The sequence below is a fragment of the Chloroflexota bacterium genome (assembly GCA_016875535.1).
Lineage (GTDB): Bacteria > Chloroflexota > Dehalococcoidia > SHYB01 > SHYB01 > VGPF01.
Map to the genome: position 1 here is coordinate 1 of VGPF01000001.1, position 17,819 is coordinate 17,819.

Annotated in this window: 15 protein-coding genes, 1 tRNA gene and 1 pseudogene; 5 read left to right on the top strand and 12 right to left on the bottom strand. The window is 64.9% G+C overall.

Annotated elements, in window-relative coordinates:
* Window positions 1-124 precede the first annotated feature (124 nt).
* Complete coding sequence (locus tag FJ039_00005; GenBank protein ID MBM4404560.1) at window positions 125-517, top strand: hypothetical protein; 393 nt, start codon at window positions 125-127, stop codon at window positions 515-517.
* 59 nt (window positions 518-576) lie between these two features.
* On the opposite strand, the gene nadC is transcribed toward FJ039_00005, so the two are convergent.
* From nadC to FJ039_00050, 9 genes and pseudogenes are all read right to left on the bottom strand, one after another.
* On the bottom strand, window positions 577-1,431 hold the full coding sequence (gene nadC, locus FJ039_00010; GenBank protein MBM4404561.1) for a carboxylating nicotinate-nucleotide diphosphorylase: 855 nt from the start codon (window positions 1,429-1,431) through the stop codon (window positions 577-579).
* Window positions 1,432-1,625: 194 nt separating this feature from the next.
* Window positions 1,626-3,185, bottom strand: a complete 1,560-nt coding sequence (gene nadB, locus FJ039_00015; protein MBM4404562.1) for an L-aspartate oxidase — start codon at window positions 3,183-3,185, stop codon at window positions 1,626-1,628.
* Between the two features lie 148 nt (window positions 3,186-3,333).
* Window positions 3,334-4,530, bottom strand: coding sequence for a quinolinate synthase NadA (nadA, locus tag FJ039_00020; GenBank protein MBM4404563.1), 1,197 nt, complete (start codon window positions 4,528-4,530; stop codon window positions 3,334-3,336).
* A 14-nt stretch (window positions 4,531-4,544) separates the two neighbouring features.
* The gene (gene miaB, locus FJ039_00025; protein MBM4404564.1) at window positions 4,545-5,882 is read right to left on the bottom strand and encodes a tRNA (N6-isopentenyl adenosine(37)-C2)-methylthiotransferase MiaB; all 1,338 of its coding nucleotides are present in this window, start codon (window positions 5,880-5,882) and stop codon (window positions 4,545-4,547) included.
* Between the two features lie 87 nt (window positions 5,883-5,969).
* Window positions 5,970-6,066 (bottom strand) — tRNA-Ser (locus FJ039_00030).
* A 112-nt stretch (window positions 6,067-6,178) separates the two neighbouring features.
* Window positions 6,179-7,432: a HAMP domain-containing protein gene (locus FJ039_00035; protein ID MBM4404565.1), complete on the bottom strand. Its 1,254-nt coding sequence runs from the start codon at window positions 7,430-7,432 to the stop codon at window positions 6,179-6,181.
* Between the two features lie 3 nt (window positions 7,433-7,435).
* A pseudogene (locus tag FJ039_00040) lies at window positions 7,436-8,137 on the bottom strand (response regulator transcription factor).
* A 58-nt stretch (window positions 8,138-8,195) separates the two neighbouring features.
* Entirely contained in the window at window positions 8,196-8,912 is a 717-nt protein-coding gene (locus FJ039_00045; protein MBM4404566.1) for a cytochrome c biogenesis protein CcdA, read from the bottom strand.
* A gap of 8 nt (window positions 8,913-8,920) precedes the next feature.
* Complete coding sequence (locus FJ039_00050) at window positions 8,921-10,072, bottom strand: redoxin domain-containing protein (protein MBM4404567.1); 1,152 nt, start codon at window positions 10,070-10,072, stop codon at window positions 8,921-8,923.
* A 184-nt stretch (window positions 10,073-10,256) separates the two neighbouring features.
* On the opposite strand from FJ039_00050, the gene FJ039_00055 reads away from it, so the two are divergent.
* The 3 genes from FJ039_00055 to FJ039_00065 all read left to right on the top strand — a co-directional run bounded on the left by FJ039_00055 (window position 10,257) and on the right by FJ039_00065 (window position 12,889).
* The gene (locus tag FJ039_00055; protein MBM4404568.1) at window positions 10,257-10,691 is read left to right on the top strand and encodes a copper resistance protein CopC; all 435 of its coding nucleotides are present in this window, start codon (window positions 10,257-10,259) and stop codon (window positions 10,689-10,691) included.
* A 51-nt stretch (window positions 10,692-10,742) separates the two neighbouring features.
* Complete coding sequence (locus tag FJ039_00060; protein MBM4404569.1) at window positions 10,743-11,411, top strand: hypothetical protein; 669 nt, start codon at window positions 10,743-10,745, stop codon at window positions 11,409-11,411.
* A 161-nt stretch (window positions 11,412-11,572) separates the two neighbouring features.
* Window positions 11,573-12,889, top strand: a complete 1,317-nt coding sequence (locus FJ039_00065; protein ID MBM4404570.1) for a CoA transferase — start codon at window positions 11,573-11,575, stop codon at window positions 12,887-12,889.
* A gap of 75 nt (window positions 12,890-12,964) precedes the next feature.
* Here FJ039_00065 and FJ039_00070 read toward each other — a convergent pair whose 3' ends face one another.
* Entirely contained in the window at window positions 12,965-13,417 is a 453-nt protein-coding gene (locus tag FJ039_00070) for a hypothetical protein (protein MBM4404571.1), read from the bottom strand.
* Window positions 13,418-13,579: 162 nt separating this feature from the next.
* On the opposite strand from FJ039_00070, the gene FJ039_00075 reads away from it, so the two are divergent.
* Window positions 13,580-14,494 (top strand): SDR family oxidoreductase, encoded by a 915-nt coding sequence (locus tag FJ039_00075; GenBank protein MBM4404572.1) that lies wholly within the window; start codon window positions 13,580-13,582, stop codon window positions 14,492-14,494.
* An 18-nt stretch (window positions 14,495-14,512) separates the two neighbouring features.
* On the opposite strand, the gene FJ039_00080 is transcribed toward FJ039_00075, so the two are convergent.
* On the bottom strand, window positions 14,513-15,322 hold the full coding sequence (locus FJ039_00080) for an SDR family oxidoreductase (GenBank protein MBM4404573.1): 810 nt from the start codon (window positions 15,320-15,322) through the stop codon (window positions 14,513-14,515).
* A gap of 23 nt (window positions 15,323-15,345) precedes the next feature.
* Window positions 15,346-17,679: a CoA transferase gene (locus FJ039_00085; protein ID MBM4404574.1), complete on the bottom strand. Its 2,334-nt coding sequence runs from the start codon at window positions 17,677-17,679 to the stop codon at window positions 15,346-15,348.
* Window positions 17,680-17,819 lie beyond the last annotated feature (140 nt).

Genomic DNA, 17,819 nt, shown 5'->3' on the forward strand with positions numbered 1-17,819 from the left:
CTGCCGCAAACCGTTTCCTTGGCATCGCTGCCTCCCTTTCCGTCCAGGCATTTTCCCACTTTGCGCCTGGTCTAGTTTTTGGGGGGCAGGTCAATATCAGCCAACTGGAACTGTTCCGTTCAATATGCAAGGCAACGAAAAACTACTCTGGCTGTTCAAAGACGTACCATACCATCAAGAAAAAGTTTTTCGCTCCTTCGAAGGCGGGCACCACGGCGTCAGTATCCGTGTGATGAGGGGTGTTACCTATAGGGTAGGTCAATTCAAAGGCCATCCCTTTGAAAGTACAAAGTTGGCACACGTAGGGACGGGAATGTTAGGCTTGACGACTTCCGGCTTATATTTTTCTTCTAGAGAAAAAGGGTTAAAAATCCCCTATGACAAGATCGTAGCGTTCGAGCCTTATTCAGACGGCGTAGGAGTGCAGAGGGATGCAGAACGCGCTCTGCCACAAATCTTCGTTACCGGCAACGGATGGTTCGTGTATAACCTTGTAACAACCCTAGCAAAACTCTAGTTAACGACGATTGTTGTGAATGATTCTAAGGGGGACGTTTTAGGCCTCTAGCCAGACCTCTACCCGGAATTTACTTCCAGGCTGATGTCGAGCGCGGGGGCGGAGTGGGTGAGGGCGCCGACGGAGATGTAGTCCACGCCGGTGCGGGCGACGGAGCGGACGCGGGCGAGGGTCATGCCGCCGGAGGCTTCGGTCTTGGCTTTGCCTTTGGCGAGGGCGACGCACCTGCGCATCCGGGCGAGGGACATGTTGTCCAGGAGGAGTCGCTTGGCTCCGGCATCAAGGGCTTCGCGGGCCATGGCGATGGTGGTGACTTCGATGACGACGGGCAGGCCTCCGGCTTTGCGGTTGGCCTCTTCCACGATGCGTCGCAGGCTCCAGCCCCGGCCGCGGAGGGCGGCGATGTGGTTGTCCTTGACCAGGATGCCATCGGAGAGGTCCATGCGGTGGTTGGTCCCGCCGCCCATGCGGACGGCGTACTTTTCCAACCGGCGGAGGCCGGGGGTGGTCTTGCGGGTGTCCAGGATGGCACAGCGGGTGCCCTTCACCGCCTCCACGAAGCGGGCGGTGAGGGTGGCGGTGCCGCTGAGGCGCTGCATGAAGTTGAGGGCGACGCGCTCGGCGGAGAGGATGGAGGCGAGAGGGCCTTCGACCTTTGCGACGACATCGCCCCGCTGGACTGAGGAGCCATCGCGAATGAGGGCGGTGAAGCGGACCTTGGGGTCAACCTGGCGGAAGACTTCCTGGGCGATGGGCAGGCCGACGATGACGCCCTCCTGCTTGATGAGGAATTCGCCTCCGGCGCGGGCAGAGGGCGGGATGAGGGCGCGGCTGGTGGCGTCCCGATGGGCGGCGTCCTCGGCGAGGGCGAGGCGGACGAGTGGGGCGATGGGGGGGAGTCTGCTATAGGACATTAGGGAATCACCCTCCTCGCGGCTCGGAGGCCGACGGAAGGCACTCAAATCCCTCTCCCATCGTGGCTCGCAGACGAGCACCGGGCGAGGCGACAAGAAAGGCCTGCGCCTTTTTATTGCGGGCGGGGCTGAGCCCTGGCTTCGCCAGCCCGAGGACGGGCCGCCCGTACCAGAAATGTTCAGTCTGACGAAGCTTAGCGGACATAGACGATGTGTTTGAGCCAGGCGTCTGAGGGTTGAGGATAATCGGAGCGATAGTGGGCGCCGCGGCTTTCGGTGCGGGCCAGGGCGGCCTCCGCCATGATACGCGAGGTGAGGACGGCGTGCTTGAGCTCGTAGCTGGGGCGGTCTTTGGCCTCCGGAAGGGCGGCCTCCCAAGCGGCGAGCCGCTCGGCGGCGCGGGTGAGGCCTGGGGCGTCGCGCTCGATGCCGACATCGTCCCACATGAGCTGCTGGAGATATTCCAGCGTGGGAGCGGCGGCATCCCGGGCGACGGCGCGCTCGGGCAATCGCCGCGTCTCTTCCACGCGGCTGGACCTGGCGGCGGGGCAATCGCCCTTGAGCTGCTGGGTGCGCTCGACGGCACGCTTGCCGAAGATGACGGTCTCCAGCAGGGAGTTGCTGGCGAGTCGGTTGGCGCCGTGGACGCCGGTGCAAGCGACCTCGCCGACGGCGAAGAGGCCCTTGATGTTGGTCTCGCCGCAGCCGTTGGTCTTGATGCCGCCCATCATGTAGTGGGCGGCGGGGGCCACGGGGATGAGCTGTTCCGTGATGTCCAGGCCGTGGGAGCGGCAGAACTTGTAGATCTGGGGGAAGCGGGCGGGGATGCCGCGCTTGGGCAGGTGGCGGATATCCAGGTAGACGTGGTCGGCGTTGGTCTTTTTCATCTCGGCGACGATGGCGCGGGCGACGACATCGCGCGGGGCAAGCTCGCCGTGGGGGGAGTAGCGCTGCATGAAGCGCTCGCCCTGCTGATTGCGGAGGATGCCACCTTCGCCGCGGACGGCTTCGGAGATGAGGAAGGCCTCGACTCCCGGGATGCGAAGGGCGGTGGGATGGAACTGGAAGAACTCCATGTCCATGATTTCCGCCCCGGCCTGGTAGGCCAGGGCGACGCCATCGCCGAGGGCGACGGGCGGGTTGGTGGTGAACTTGAAGAGCCGCCCTGCGCCGCCGGTGGCCATGACGAGGAAGCGGCAGGCGAAGCGCTCCAGCCTGCCCTTGTGGGCGTTGAAGACGGTGACGCTTTGGACGCAGCCATCGGCGACTTCGATCTCCGCGAGGAGGCTGTGCTCGTGGATGAGAATGTCGTCATGGCGGGCCTGGGCGCTGAGCGACATTTCGATCTGCGCGCCGGTGGAGTCGCCGCCGGCGTGGAGGACGCGGGGGAGGCTGTGGGCGCCCTCCTTGGCGAGGGCGATCTCGCCGTGGATGGTATCGAAGGTGACGCCGTAGCGGATGAGGTCGGCGATACGGTCGGAGGCCTCTTCCGCCAAGAGGCGGACGGTCTCCGGGTCGCTGAGGCCAGCGCCGGCGGCGAGGGTATCGCGGATGTGGAGCTCAGGGCTATCGCCCTGGCCGATGGGGGCGGCGATGCCGCCTTGGGCGAATTGGGTGTTGCATTCGGCGATGCTGCCCTTGGTGAGGAGGAGGACCCTGCCCGATTCACGGGCGAGGAGCCCGGTGTAGAGGCCGGCGATGCCGGAGCCGACGATGACGTAATCGAAGAAGGGGACGGCCGGGTACGAGGTCACGGGAGGGCCTGCCGAAATGTGGAGCGGCTCCTAAGGGAACCGCAGGGATACTCCCCCTCTCCTCTCGGGCTGCGCTCGAGCTCCTCTCCCGCCGAGGGAGAGGAGACGCAGGCAGCAGCCTTAACGGCCGTATCGCGCGCGAGGGAGGTCACGTGGTGGCCAGCATCCGTTCGAGGGCGACCTTGGCCCAGCGCGCAACCTCGTCGTCCACCTTGATCTCGTTGACCACCTCGCCGCGCACCAGGGCCTCCAGCACCCAGGCCAGGTAGGCGGGGTGGATGCGGTACATGGTGGAGCAGGGGCAGATGACGGGGTCCAGGCAGAAGATGAGCTTGTCCGGCTGTTCCTGAGCCAGGCGTTTGACGAGGTTGATCTCCGTGCCGACGGCCCAGGCGCTGCCGGGGGGTGAGTCGGTGACGGTCTTGATGATGTATTCGGTGGAGCCGACGGCATCGGCGATGTCCACCACCTCGTGCTCGCATTCGGGATGGACGAGGATCTTGACGTTGGGGACGCGCTTGCGGGCCTCCTTGACCTGGTCCACGGTGAAGCGCTTGTGGACGGAGCAGTGGCCCTTCCACAGGATAAAGGCCGCCTTGCGGTAGGCCTCCCGGCTGTTGCCGCCGAGGGGCTGGAAGGGGTCCCAGACGAGCATATCGTCCAGGATGTAGCCCATCTTGAGGCCGGTGTTGCGGCCGAGGTGCTGATCCGGGAAGAAGAGGACCTTTTGGCCGCGCTGAAAGGCCCACTTCGCAACGGCGGCGGCGTTGCTGGAGGTGCAGACGATGCCGCCGTTGGCGCCGCAGAAGGCCTTGAGGGCGGCAGTGGAGTTCATGTAGGTGACGGGGATGACTTTGCCGGTCACGCCCTCCATCGCTTGGAGCTCGTCCCAGCACTGGAGGACGTCTTCCGTGGGGGCCATATCGGCCATGGAGCAGCCGGCGGAGAGGTTGGGCAGGATGACGCGCTGGTGGGGGGCGGCCAGGATATCGGCGGTCTCCGCCATGAAGTGGACGCCGCAGAAGACGATGGAGTCGGCCTCCGGGTGGGAGGCGGCGTGCCGGGCGAGCTTGAAGGAGTCGCCCCGGAAATCGGCCCAGCGGATGATCTCGTCGCGCTGGTAGTGATGGCCCAGGATGACGAGCTTCGTGCCGAGCTTGGCCTTCGCCTCGCCGATGCGGCGGACGAGGACGTCCTCGCTCAGGCCCACGTACTCCTTGGGCAGGCGCGAGGTGTTGGCCTTGGTGGACATCTCCGTGCGCAGGAGCAGGTCGCCGAGGGAGCGATCGGCGTCGCAGCCTTTGCCTACCTCGAACTTCTTGGGGATCTGGAGTTGGAGCGTCATATCGCCACCGCCTTTTAGCCAGCCACCACTGGGATCTGGAGCCTGCCCGGCTGAGCCGGGTGCTTACGGATCGAGTCGGGCTTCACGGTTCCCTCAACGGACCAGGTCGTCGCTTTGGTGATTTCCGCGTCCACCAGCTCGCCGGGGGTGCGAGCACCTTCGCCCGCCAGGTAGACGAGGCGGTTGGCGCGCGTCCGGCCATGCCACCGGCCGTCCTTCCGCCCTTCGATAAGGACCTCCTCCGTTGTGCCAACCATCTCTCTATTGATCTGATGCGAAATCTCGGCTTGAAGAGCGTCCAGGACGTGGAAGCGCCGGCTCTTCTCTTCCGGGGAGACATCGTCCGGCAGCTTGCGGTAGGAGATGGTGCCGGGGCGGGGCGAGTACTGGGCGATATGCACCTTATCGAAGCGGACGCGCCGCACCAGGTCCACGGTCTGCTCGAACTGCGGGACCGTTTCGCCGGGGAAGCCGACGATGATATCCGTAGTCAGGCCGACCTTGGGCATGGCGGCGCGGATGCGGCCGACGAGGTCGAAATACTGCTCGCGGGTGTAGCCGCGGCGCATGTTGGCGAGGACGGTGTCATCGCCGGCCTGGACGGGGAGGTTCACGAACTCGCAGACCTTTTCCAGGCGGGCGACGGCGTCAATGATCTTCTGCGACATATCGTTGGGGTGGGAGGTGAGGAAGCGGATGCGCTTGACGGCGGGGACGGCGTTGACGGCCTCCAGCAGGTCGGCGAGGTCGCGCGGCTCGGGGAGGTCATCGCCATAGGAGTCCACGTTCTGGCCGAGGAGGGTCACTTCCTTCACGCCGCGCTTGGCGAGCATCTCCACTTCCTTGACCACCTCCGCAATGGGGCGGCTGACCTCCCGCCCGCGGCGGTAGGGGATGATGCAGAAGGTGCAGAACTTATCGCAGCCGTGGGTGATGGGGATATAGGTGGCGACGGAGGGATGGCTTGGGACAAGAAGCTCGGAGCTATCCAGGCAGGCGCCGGAGCGGGCCTCCACGAGCCGGACCAAAGGGCCGAACTCTTGGGGGCGCATGAAGCAGTCCACGTGGGGGAAGCGTCGCTTGAGGTCGCGGGTGCCCGGGCCGACCATGCAGCCCATGAGGGCGATGACGGCCTCGGGCCGCTGCCGCTTAACTTGGGCGAGGGCGCCGAGGCGTCCGGCGACCTTGTCCTCCGCCCCTTGGCGGACGACGCAGCTGTTGAGGACGATGACATCGGCGGCCTCCAGCTGGTCGGTGGGCGTGCAGCCGAGGCGATCAAGGGCCGCCGACATCCGCTCGGAATCGGCGACGTTCATCTGACAGCCCACTGTCCAGACGTGGTAAGTTGTCATGTGATTTACTTCACAAACTATGCCCGAATTTTGGGTACAAAACGCCCCCTGCGGTATATCCACCGGGTTTTGGCGAGAGTAGCAGACTGGCGGAGGGAACGGGATTTGAACCCGTGATAGGGGCTTTAGACCCCTATAACCGCTTAGCAGGCGGCCGCACTAGACCGGGCTATGCGATCCCTCCGGATAGGGCAACTATAGCATGCGGAGGGGAGGGGAACAAGGAGCGGGGAGCATGGCTCGCAGGCAAGGAGAGGCGGAGGCACGACCGGGCTTCCCATAGCGCCATGACGGCGCTAGCCGGAGGCGGCCTGCCGCGGGGACTTGGGCAGGGTGAAGGAGAAGGTGGCGCCCATGCCGGGAGCGCTCTCCGCCCAGATGCGCCCGCCGTGGGCCTCCACAAAGCCTTTGGCGATACTGAGGCCCAGCCCCGCGCCGCCAGCCTTGCGCGTCCGTGAGGGCTCCTGGCGGTAGGAGCGCTGGAAGAGGCGGCCGAGCTCGCCCTCCGGGATGCCTTCGCCGGTGTCCGTCACCTGCACCTGGACGGCATCGCCGATGTCAAAGGCGCGGATGGAGATGGAGCCATCGGGCGGCGTGTGGCGGATGGCGTTCTGCACCAGATTAGCCAGGACGCGCTGGATGCGCCGCTGATCCATGACCACGGGCGGGACGCCGCCATCCACCATCGCCTGGAGCTTCAGCCGGACCGCTTGGGCCTGGGGGCGCATGCCCTCCACGGTCTCTGCGATGACGTTGCCCACGGATGCCTCTTCAAGGTGCAGCCGGAAGAGCCCGGCATCCATCTGGGACAGCTCAAAGAGGTCGTTCACCAGCCGGGTGAGATGCTCGATCTCCTTTTGGGAGGTCTTGAGGTAGCGCCTCACCGTGTCCGGGTCGGTGACGACGCCGTCGTTGATGCTTTCGATCATGGCGCGGATGGAGGCGATGGGGGTGCGAAGATCGTGGGAGACGGCGGTGACGACCTCGCGCCGGGCCTGCTCCAGCTCGCGCTGGCGGGCGAAGCCGTCTTCGAGGCGCTGGGCCATGCCGTTGAAGGCCGCCGCCAGCTCGCCGACCTCATCGCCGCCAGTGACGCGGACGCGGGTGTCCAGCCTGCCTTCGCTCAAGCGCCTAGCCGCATCCACCACCTCCCGAAGCGAGCGGGAGGTGGTCTCCGAGAAGGCGATGGCGACGAAGACGGCCATGCCGAGGGAGAAGCCGAGGAGGGCGGCCAAGAGCGCAAGGTCGTGGGTAGAGAGGAACATGAGGGAGGCGATGAAGGCGATGTTGGCGAGGGCAAGGCCCGTCGAAGCGAGGGCGATGACGAGCATCTTGCCGCGCAGGGTGCGGACCCAGGCGGGCAGGCCGAAGCGCTGGGCGGCGATGCCGAGGCCGATGGTGAGGCCGCCGCTTGCGAGGAGGAAGAGGGCCATGGCAACGAGGTCTTCGGCAGGCGGGTGGAGGGCAGCGACGACGATGGCGATGACGATGCCCTCCAGCACAGCGAGGGCGACAAGGCCGAAGAGGAGTCTCCGCCAGAGGGTATGCATCGGTCACGCCTCGAACTTATAGCCGACGCCCCAGACGGTCTTGATGAACTGGGGCCGCATGGGGTCCGGCTCCACCTTTTCGCGAAGGCGGCGGACGTGGACGGTGACGGTGCTCATATCGCCGGCGTAGGAGTAGTCCCAGACCTTGTCCATCAGCTGCTCGCGGGTGAAGACCCGGCCGGGATTGGAAGCGAGGAAATAGAGGAGGTCGAACTCCTTGGCCGTAAGGGCGATCTCCCTTTCGCCAAAGGTCACCAGGCGCGTGGCGGGGTTCACCACCAGCCGCCCGTGCCGGAGGCCGCCCGCGTGGGGCGCGGCCGGTCCGGCGGCGGTGCGCCGGAGGACGGACTTGACGCGCGCCACGATTTCCCGGGGGCTGAAGGGTTTCACCACATAATCGTCGGCGCCCATCTCCAGGCCGACGATGCGGTCTGTCTCCTAGCCTTTGGCGGTGACCATGATGATGGGCGTCCTGCCGGTCTGGCGGATGCGGCGGCAGACTTCCAGGCCGTCCACGATGGGGAGCATGAGATCGAGGACGATGAGATCGGGCGCCCACTTCTCGGCGATGCGCAGGGCCTCCGCGCCGTCAGCCGCCACCGCCACGTCAAAGCCGTCCTTGCGCAAGTAGCGCTCCAGAACCTCAGTGACGACGGCTTCATCGTCCACCACAAGGATGCGCTTCGGCGTCTCTCGGCCAGGCATCTGGGCCCCTTCCGCCTCTTTCACGATAGTCTGGGTGTCAGTATACACAGGAGCCTTTCTAGAGGGTGACGGGGACGTAATCGGCCAGGGTGGAGATGAGGTTGGTGTAGACGATGATCCCAAGGACGACGAGGGCCGCGCCGCCCATGTAGTTCGTCGCCAGCAAGACCTTGCCGTGGCGCTTCATCAGGCTGCTGGTCCATCCGGCGAAGAGCCCCGCGCCGATGAAGGGAAGCATCAGGCCCAGGGAATAGGCGAAGAGGAGGAGCGCGCCTGATTCAGCGGAGCCCTTGGTGCCCGCCAGCACCAGGATCGCGCCGAGGATGGGGCCGACGCACGGGACCCAGCCCACGGCGAAGGCGGCGCCGACGAGGAAGGAGCCGAAATAGCGAAGGCGCTTGGCCCAGTCCGTCTTGATGGTGAAGCCGCGCTCCAGGAGCTGGAACTTGAAGAGGCCCAAGGTCACCAGGCCGAAGGCGATGACGAGGACGCCGCCGACGCGATTGAGCCAGATGGAGTTGTCTTGCAAGGACGAGGAGAGGGCACCGAGGGAGCTGCCCAGAAGGACAAAGACAGCGGTGAAGCCGACCACAAAGGCAAGGGTATTGAAGATCGAAGCTCTGCGAACCTGCCAGGGCGTGGCAGTTGAGCGATCGGCCAGGGTGAAGCTGGCCAGATAGAGGACATAGGCAGGGACGAGGGCCAGCGTGCACGGGGGAAGGAAGGAGACGATGCCCGCGCCGAACGCCGCAAAGATGCTGACGCTGTCCGTCATAGCCGCTCCTATGAGCCGAAGGTGAAGGTGTAGAGGACGAAATCGGCGGAGTTCACGCGCAGGTCAAGGTTCCTTGTCACAACGGCATCGCCGCGGACGACGTTATAGAGACGAGGCTCATCCACGGTGAAATAGGTGCGCCCTTCGCCGTCTACCTTTATGTCGCCGCCGCGCAAAGCCTCCGGGATAGGCGCGCCGTCTATCGCGGCCAGGACATCAAACCGGCCGGGCGCGCCGGGCCGGATGACGGCGTTGACGCTGGCGGCGGTGAAGCGTATGCCCACAGCGTCCTCGAATCCAGCCGTCGCCGCCGCATGGCGCACGCTTTCGTTCCCCACCTGCCATGCGCCGTGGAGGTAGAGCTTGCCATCGGCCCGCTCACCCGAGGCGGCGTATTGGGCGGGTCTATCGTTCCCGCCGCTCACCGGGTTCCCAAGGTAACTGCCGTTGGCCCAGCCATAGCCCGCATACAGCTCTCGCGTGATGCGTTCGCCGCTGTTCTGCCGGGCAGCCACGCCGCCGAGAGAAAGATCGTCCACACCGGCCCCTATTTCGGCAAGCAGCTTGCGTATCTGGGTCTCCGTCTCGATATAGGCCCCTTCGCCGATACGGTCATAGCGGATAGCCCCATCCCGATCAATGAGGTACTTGCGCGGCCAGTAGCGGTTCCGGTAGGCGTTCCAGGTTGCGAAATCGTTATCCAATCCTACAGGCCAGGTGATTCCCTGCTTGACGACGGCGGCGCGCACGTTCGCCTCCGAGCGTTCGAAATCGAACTCGGGCGCATGGAGGCCGATGATTACGAGTCCGCGAGAGGCGTACTTGGCGTTCCAGTCCTGGAGGTAGGGGACGGTGCGGATACAGTTCACACAGGAGTAGGCCCAAAAATCGACGAGGACGACCTTGCCGCGCAGGCCCTCCAGGGTCAGCGGCGGCGTGTTGATCCATGCAGCGATGCTGCGAATCTCGGGGGCCGCCGGCCCCTTGAGAGAGGCGGCGGAGCGGCCCGGCTCGGCGGTGAGCGCCGGAGCGCCCGCGCCGCCGGAGGAGGCGCCGCCGCGCTCGGGCGCGATCGTCAACTCGATGGCGACGATGGCGACGGCAATGGCCGCGATGACGCCGATGCGCGCCGCCCAAAGGCGTGTTCCTGCCAGGTGCATGCCCGCCCTTCCTTCGTCCACGATGGAACAAGCGTAGCGGCCAAAGGTTGCGGCCCAGTGAAGAAGATTACATATCCCTTACAACTTCCCGATCGCAACGCTGTAAGCCTTTCGTAATCTTCGCAAGGGTTGAGCAATCTTCCATCGTTACGCTGGGCGTGAAATTCCACCGGAGGATGCCCGTATGCGCTCTGCAAGATCGAAACTGCTTCTGCTCCTCTCCCTCTCCGTGCTCACGCTCTTCATCTTTGCCGCCTGCAGCGATGATGACGATGGCGCGGTGATGGAGAAGAAGGACGGAGAGGCGATGGTCAAGGAAGGCGACACGATGAAGAAGGAGGGCGACGCCATGATGGTGAAGCTCCCGGACAGCATCATCGCCCCGCACTTCGTCAGCTCCGTGCCGAAACACGGCGAGGCGCTCAAGACCGCGCCGGATAAGATCATGCTCAATTTCAACTTCAATCTGCACAGGGACTCCAGTGTCAAGCTGACGGTGGACCACAATCCCGTGGCCCTGGGGGCGCAGACGATATCCGCAGACGAGAAGGTCATCACGATCCCCATCACAGGCGAGCGGAAGAACGGCGTCTATCACGTCATCTACAAGGCATGCTGACCGGACCGCTCCTGTCACGACGGCAGCTTCGGCTTCACCGTCGGCGACGTCATGGTGAAGGAAGGCGATACGATGAAGAAGGAGGGCGACGCCATGATGGCGAAGGTCCCTGCGAAGGTGACGGCCCCGCACTTCCTCGACTCCGTGCCGAATCAGGGCGATGTGCTGCCCATGGCCCCGAGCGCCGTGATCCTGAACTTCGATTTCAATCTCCACACTGATTCCACGATCACGGTCACGCGGGACGGCCAATCCGTCCTCACGGGAACCAAAACGATCTCTCCGAACCAGCTTTCCATGTCCATCCCCATCACAGGCAATGCAGGAGACGGCACGTACACCGTCAGCTACAAGGCCTGCTGGCCCGATCGCTCCTGCCACACCGGAAGCGTCTCCTTCATCGTAGACGCTTCCAAGAAGAGCGCGTTCAACGATATGCGCGGCAAGCGCGAAGTGGCGGTCGCGATGCAGAACATCGCCTTCACGCCGCAGTTGCTCATCGTCAACCCCGGCACAAAGGTTACCTGGACCAACAACGACGGGGCGGTGCACTTTGTGAACAGCGATCCGCACCCATCCCACAACGGCACGCCTGCGCTGAACTCATCCTCCCTACAGAAGGGACAGAGTTACTCGTTCACCTTCGCAAACGCAGGCATCTACACCTATCACTGCTCGGCGCACCTAGGCATGACGGGACAGGTGCTGGTGCAATCATAGCGCCTCGGCCGATATCGCAAATCGGAGCGTAAAAAAAGGGAGGGACGGGCGACGCCCGTCCTTCCCTTTTTCCGTACCGCTCAACAGAAGGAATCGTTGACAGTCCCGTGTGGGACAACTATCCTGCCCGAATCTGAAGAAAGCGCCGTCCGGGAGTTGCCGTGCCATCGAACGCCAGCCATCACCTCCCCCTCGAAGGCATCCGCGTCGCCGATCTGTCCCTTGTGCTGGCGGGGACCAGCGCCTGCACGCTGCTCTCCGATTGGGGGGCGGAGGTCATCCGCCTAGAGCCGCTGCAGAACTTCCAGCCCAACACGCGCGGCAGGCTGGCGCGGCCGTCCCAAGCCTACCTGGACGCGGCGCACGTGTGGGTGAACGCCTACCCGGATTTCAAACCCGGCAGACGCCCGTGGAACCGCTGGCCGTTCTTCCAAGTCCACGCCCGCAACAAGCTCAGTATGACCTTGGACATGAAATCGCCGGAGGGGCTGGCGATCCTGAAGCGCATCGTCGCCGTCTCGGACATCGTGATCGAGAACAACGTGCCGGAGACGCTGAACAAGCTGGGCATCAGCTATCCCGTCCTCCGCAAGGTGAAGCCGGACCTCATCATGGTGCGGATGCCGGGCTATGGGCTCACCGGGCCCTACGCGAACTACCGGTCGCTGGGGTCGCACCTGGAGGGCACGGCAGGCCATACCTACATCCGAGGCTACGCCGATTCAGACCCAACGACGGTTGAGGACATCTACTTCGGCGATGCCGCCGCCGGGGTGACGGCCTGTTTCGCGGCCATGGCGGCGCTGCACGAGCTGCGCCGCACGGGCAAAGGCCAGCTCATCGAACTGGCGCAAGTGGAGACGGTGGTCTCCTACTTCAGTGATCTGCTGCTCGATTACCAGATGAACAGGCGCGTCGCGAAGCCAGGGGGGAATGACCTCGCCCCCTTCGCGCCGCACAACACCTATCAGTGCAGCGGCGACGACCGGTGGGTCGCCATCGCCGTGAGCAACGACAAGGAGTGGCAGGGCCTGGTGAAGGCGATGGGCAACCCGGAATGGGCGAGTGACGCCAAGTTCTCCACCCAAGCCGGGCGCTTCAAGCGCCGCCGGGAGCTGGACCAGCGCATCACCCAGTGGACGCGCCAACATGAGAACCAGTGGGCGATGGCGCGTCTGCAATCGTTCGGCGTGCCGGCAGGCGTGCTGAACGACGAGCGCGACGCCTATGCCGACCCGCACCTGAACGCGCGGGGCTTCTTTGAGACGCTGACGCACCCGGATACGGGGACGCACCGGTATCCGGGCATCGTGTGGAAGATGGTGAAGACGCCGAACAAGATCCGCACGCCCCCGCCGATGCTGGGCGAGCACAACAAGTACGCCTATGCCGAACTGCTGGGGGTCCCGCCCGAAGAGTACAAGCGCCTGGAGGCGGCGGGGCACATCGGCGACGAGTATCCGCCGCACGTGGCCTAAGGGCGGCTTTCAGCTCATAATAAAAAGAAGGGGCCGCCCTGCAGGGCGGCCCCTTCTTTTTATCTGCGAGAACGGTTATGCCTTGCGGCCAAGGCCCGCAAGGAGCTTGGTCTGGAGGTCGGCGTTGGCGGGCACTTGCACCATGGGCTTGAAGGCTTCACCCGGCGCCTTTGAGAGATTCGCGAAGCCGGGGGACATGGCGGCGTAGCAGGCTTCCACGAGGTTGGCGGGGAGCTTTGTATCCTGTTTGGTGGCCTTGGCCAGGTCCCAACCGTGGATGAGGATATCGTCCGCCAGAATCATCGCGAAGGCGGCGCCGGGCTTCTTCAGTTCGCCGCTGCCGGGCGTTCCACCGAAGACTTTCAGGCCGAAGAGGGGAACACCGGTGATGTGATCCAGGAGCTGCTTCACATTCCACTTCTCACAAGGGGTCGAATCGTTCCTCTGGTTCGGCTTCACGCCTGCGATGTATTTCCGCGTGTGGGCCGCCGCCTGGTCGATCACTGCTATCGGGTCCATCTGTGCCATAGGTCGTCCTCTTTTCTGATAATCGGTACAGGTCCGTGGCTCATTCGAGCTTCGTACAGGATACTCCTGCCGTGCAAGGGGTACGACGATTCGGGGCAAACGGTTCGTTGACAGCCGTTAGACCCGGTTCTACACTCGCGCCACTCTTATCGGGAGGCCGCTATGGGCATGCTGGACGGCAAGGCAGTGGTGATCACAGGCGGAGGGGGACTGCTGGGCTCGGAGTTCGCGAAGGCGATGGCGAAGGAGGGGGCGAAGGTCTTAGTGAACGACATCGTCGCCGAGAACGCCAACGCCGTTGTTGCGGCGATCACCAAGGCAGGCGGCACGGCCCATGCCAACACGCAGGCCGTGGCCGGATGGGAGAGCGCGGGGCGCATCATTGACGATTGTCTCCAGCGGTTCGGGAAGATAGACGCCCTGGTGACCTGCGCCCACAAGACGACGGGCGGGCCGATCTGGGACATGAAAGAGGCGGACCTGGACCTGACGATGAACATCCATGTGAAGGGTCAGTTCGCCTGCGTGCACCACGCAGCCAAGCAGATGATGAAGCAGAAAAGCGGCAGCATCATCACGATGAGCTCCCGCGCGCTGAACGGCCATCCGGCGCTCTCCACCTACGCCGCCGCCAAGGGCGCGATCATCAGCGGCACGATGAGCTGGGCCCTGGAGCTGGCCGACCACGGCGTTCGGGTGAACTGCATCCTCCCGGCGGCGATCCGCCCCAAGCCGGGGCAGGAGCTGCCGACGCATATGAAGTGGTTCTGGGACTTCAGCGTGACCAACCACTCGTGGTACGAGCCGGTCCCCGCCGCCCACACGGTGGCGCCGCTGGCCGTCTACCTGGCGAGCGACGCCGCGAACTGGGTGACGGGGCAGATCGTCTTTCTGAGCGGCGATACGCTGGCCCTGCTGCGCCACCCGCGCGAGGAGCGTTTCGGCTTTATGCCCAACGGGTGGACGGGGGCCGATGTGGCGCGCTATTTCAAGGAGACGGTGGGCGCGCAATTGGAGATGCCGGGCATGGGCGTGCCCAGGTACAAGTGGTACGAAGGCGTGAGGGCGCAGAAGTAGCCGCGCCTCATCCTCTCCCTAGGGCTGGAGGCTCCAGCCGCCCTTGCCATCGCTCAGCCAGCCGCTGGAGGCCATGGTCCCGCCATCCACGTGCAGCGTGACGCCGGTGGTGTAGGCACCGAGGTCTGAGGCGAGGTAGACGCAGGCTCCCGCGATGTCCTCCGGCTGGCCGACGCGCTTGATGGGGAAGCGACGCATCAGCGTAGGCCTATTCTCCGGGGTGAGCGAGGCCGCCGTGTGAGGCGTCTCCACGAAATCCGGCGCGACGCAGTTGACGCGGATGCCGTGCTCGCCGAGCTCCAGGGCCAGGGAGCGCGTGAAGTTGGCGAGGCCCGCCTTGCAGGCGCTATAGACGGCCCGCAGGGGCGCGGCGCGGTGGCCTTCGATGGAAGTGATGAAGATGACGGAGCCCCCGCGCTTGCCCGCCAGCATCGCCTTGACGGCCTGCTCCGTGCAGTAGAACTGCCCCATGAAGTTAAGCTCGATATGCTTGCGCCAGCCCTCTTCGCCCTGCTCCAAGAACGACTGCCTGCGCGTGCCTCCGGCGTTGTTCACCAGGATGTCCACGCCGCCCAGATCGCGCACCGTCTGCGCCACCATCGCCTTCACCTGGCCGTAGTTGCGGATGTCCGTCGTGACGGCCAGGGCCTTGCGCCCCAGGGCCCGGACCTCGGCGGCAACCTTGCCGCCCGCCGCCTCATCCCTATCGGCGATGACGACATGCGCGCCGAACTTGGCGAAGGTGACGGCGATGCCCCTGCCGATGCCGGCCCCGCCGCCGGTGATGACGGCGACCTTGTCTTTCAGCGATGCGCTTGATGGATCCATAGTGCCTCCAAGAATTCCGGACGTCAGTCCGGCCACGTGATGACGTTTCCGGCTTTCAACGCCGTCATTTCCTCTGAAGAATAGCCGAGGGCGGCCATGATCTCCTGGGTGTGCTGGCCGATGACGGGCGGCGCGCGCTCGATGCGGCCCGGCGTCTCCGAAAAGTTGATCATGTGCCCATTCTCGCGCATCTTGCCATAGACGGCGTGGGTGTATTCGACGGCCAGGCCGTTGACGAGGTTCTCCGGGTCCATCAAGAGGTCCTTGCCGCCATCCCGGCTCGCGATCTCACAGGGAACGCCTGCGCGATCGAGCGTTGAGAAGACCTCGCTCGCTGTCTTCTTCGCGAACCAGCCTTCAAGGAGCGCGGCGAGCCGGGCGGCGTGATCGCGGCGCGCCTCAGGCGTGGCGAAGCGGGCATCGTTCGCCAGGCGCAGGTCGCTGAGGGCCGAGCAGAGGGCCCGCCAGTGGCCTTCGTTCAGGCAGGCGATGGCGAGCCAGCCGTCGCCCGCCTGGTAGAGGCGGTAGAGCGGTCCGAAGCCGGTCTGGGCCTTATCGAGCTTGTGCCGCTTCATTGGGCCATCGGGGCCGATGATGACATCGGAGTTGTAATAGAGTCCGCAGTTTAAAAGATTCGTGTCTACGAACTGGCCCTTGCCCGTCCGCTCCCGGTAGTAGAGGGCCATCAGCACGCCGATGACGGACTGAAGGGCGTTGCCGGTATCGCACATGCCGAAGCGGTACCAGACGGGCGGGTTGCCTTCGCCGCCCGCCTCGATCTCCAGGCCGCACATCGCCTGGAAGACCTGGTCGAAGCCGGGGAAGTGCGCGCGCGGGCCGGTGATGCCGTAGGCGGGCGTGTGGCAGTAGATAAGGCTGGGGTTCAATCCCTTCGCGGTGGCGTAATCAATCTTCAGCCGCTCGGCTACGCCCGGGCGGAAGTTGTGGTGGATGACGTCCACGGTGCGCATGAGGCGATGGGCGATCTCAAGCCCCTCGGGGCGCTTGAGGTCCACGGCGATATCGCGCTTGCCGCGCTGGCAGCCGTTGAAGGGCATCGTGGCGGGGCGCATCTGGTCGCCTTCGATGGCCTCCAGCTTGATGACCTCCGCGCCGAGATCTGCGAGGACCATGGGGCCGAAGGGACCTGCGAGGAAGTTGCCGAAATCGAGGACGCGGATGCCTTCCAGGGCGTGGCGCCGCTTCGGTCCGCGCGCGGCTCTTCCTTGCATCGCTTGGGAGTGGGGCATCGCGGCATCGCGCCAACGCTTCGCGAGGCTATCGAGACTTGCCGTGTGCCGGCCTACCAGGGGAGCGGGGCCCTGCACCTGCGCGGGAGCCTCGTGCAGATTGATGGTGACGCCGATCTGCTTCGTGGGGCCGATCACCGGGTCAATCACATCGGCGACGGCCTTGTTATGGATGACCTGCGGATCGCTAAAGGCGTCCTGGATGTATTGGATGGGGCCGATGGGGATCTCGGCGGCCCAGAAGCGCTGAAGGAGCTCCTTGCGCGGGATCTTGCGGAAGGCATCGCGCAGCATCATGTCCTGGGGAGAGCCCGGCGGCGCTTGGAAGAGGTTCCCTTCCTGGGGCGCCAGGCCCAGGATGCGCCACTGGACGCTGCGATCGCGCCCTCGGCCGCCCGCCATCTGCATCGAATGCACCCATGAACCGTCGGCGCACTGGAAGATGGCGGGCTGGGTCGCCTTCTGGATGCTCATCCAGTTGTCCATCTTCTCCGCCCACTGCCAGAGCTGTGTGGTAAAGGCAAGGACACCTTGATAGAGGGACGTTTCTACCCACTGGCCCTTTCCCGTCAGCTCCCGCACGTAGAGGGCGGCGGCGATGCCGATGGCGGCGAGATAGGAGGCGGCGAAACTGGGAAATGGATGGAAGAGGAAGATAGGGCCATCGCGCCAGCCCGCCTGCTCGTACTGCTGGCCGGAGCGGGCCTGAACGAGGGCGTCTATCCCAGGGCGGCCGGCGTGTTTACTTGTACGCGGGTAGCCGGTGACGGAGCAGTAGACGAGGGCCGGGTGCGCTCTGCGAAGCGCGGCGTAGTCGAGGCCGAGGCGACGCATCACGCCGGGAGAGAAGCTCTCTATCAAGACGTCCGCGCCGGAGACGAGCTTTAGGAAAGCAGCTTTCCCGGAAGGAGACTTCAGGTCAAGGACGACGCTCTTCTTGCCCCGGTTCCAGACGGTGTAGCCGCCGTAGCTGCGGAAGGGGTCGCCGCCGGGCGGCTCGATCTTGATAACCTCCGCCCCCTGGTCGGAGAGCGTCATGGTCGCCAGAGGGCCGGCAACGCCCCAGGAGAGATCGAGGATACGGACGCCTTGGAGTGGGCCGGGCATCGCTAGCTCCTACCTTTCCCTTGCATGGCGACAGCGCCAAAGGCAATCCCCGCCGGCGAGCAAAAGTCGCCAGACATCCCCCTCTCTTTTCTTCTCTCCCGCCGGGGGAGAGAAGAGGAGACGCGGGATGAGGAGGCCGG